The sequence below is a fragment of the Meiothermus sp. QL-1 genome (assembly GCF_003351145.1).
Lineage (GTDB): Bacteria > Deinococcota > Deinococci > Deinococcales > Thermaceae > Meiothermus.
The window spans coordinates 1-1197 of sequence record NZ_QQSV01000030.1 but is presented as its reverse complement, the minus strand read 5'-3'; the positions used below and the strand labels follow the sequence as shown (position 1 = coordinate 1197).

Here is a 1197-nt window from a genome sequence, read left to right as displayed (position 1 = left end):
GTGGGGGGTGGGGTGGAGACCGAGGCCAAGGTGTTGCAGTTGGTGCAGGCGGGGGCGCGGGTGGTGCTGATATCGCCCTGCGAGCACCCCACGCTGGAGCCGCTGGCCCAGAGCGGGGCCATCACCTGGCACCGCCGGGCCTACCAGCCGGGCGACCTGGAGGGGTGCATGCTGGCGGTGGCCCACCCTGCGGATAAGTCGCAAAACGCCCAGATTGCCGCCGAGGCCCGGGCCCGGGGGGTCTGGCTCAACGCGGTGGACGACCCCCAGTACTGCGACTTCATCCTGCCGGCGGTGCACCGCCAGGGCGACCTGATCCTCGCGGTCTCCACCAGCGGGGCCGCCCCGGCCCTGGGGGTGCGCATCAAGGCGCGGCTGGCCGAGGAGTTTGGCCCGGAGTACGCCTTGTATTTGCAGTTGTTGCGGGAGTTCCGGCCTATTGTGGCGGCGGCCTACCCGGAAAGCTTTGAGGCCCGCAAGGCGGCCTGGTACCGCCTGGTGGACGCCGACGCCCTGACGCTGATCCGGCTGGGCCGCCTGGCGGAGGCCCGGGCGCTGCTATGGCGGGCCTTACGGGAAGAGGCCCGTCTGGAGGTGGTATGAGGGGCAGGGTCTACCTGGTGGGGGCGGGCCCGGGGGATCCGGAGCTTTTGACCCTCAAAGCGGCGCGGGTGCTGGCCGGGGCCGAGGTGGTGCTCCACGACCGGCTGGTGGGCGAGGGGGTGCTGGCGCTGGTGAACCCGGGGGCCCACCGGATCTACGTGGGCAAGGAGGTGGGGCAGCAAGGGGTGCAGGAGGAGATTCTGGCCCTGATGCTGGCCTATGCCCGCAAGGGCTGCGCGGTGGTGCGGCTCAAGGGGGGCGACCCCATGGTGTTTGGGCGGGGTGGGGAGGAGTGGCGCTTTCTGGTGGAGCAGGGGGTGGCGGTGGAGGTGGTGCCGGGGGTGTCCTCGGCGATTGCGGCCCCCAGCCTGGCGGGGATACCCCTGACCCTGCGGGGGGTGGCGGGGGGTTTTGCGGTGGTGAGCGGGCAGGGGCAGGGAGGTGAACTCCCCTCGCTGGCAGCGTATGCCGGGGTGGAGACCCTGGTGGTGCTGATGGGGGTAAGCCAGCGGCAACAGCTGGCCGCCCAGCTCATCGCCCTGGGGCGGCCGCCGGCTGAGCCGGTGGCCTTCATTGAACGGAGCAGTACCCCCA

General features: G+C 71.7%; 2 protein-coding genes. Both read left to right on the top strand.

The window, feature by feature from the left end; translation table 11 throughout:
* On the top strand, positions 1-603 hold a 603-nt coding region (locus DV704_RS12100), incomplete at its 5' end, for a bifunctional precorrin-2 dehydrogenase/sirohydrochlorin ferrochelatase (RefSeq protein WP_147279609.1).
* On the top strand, positions 600-1197 hold a 598-nt coding region (gene cobA, locus DV704_RS12095; protein ID WP_114799821.1), incomplete at its 3' end, for a uroporphyrinogen-III C-methyltransferase. The genes DV704_RS12100 and cobA, both read left to right, overlap by 4 nt.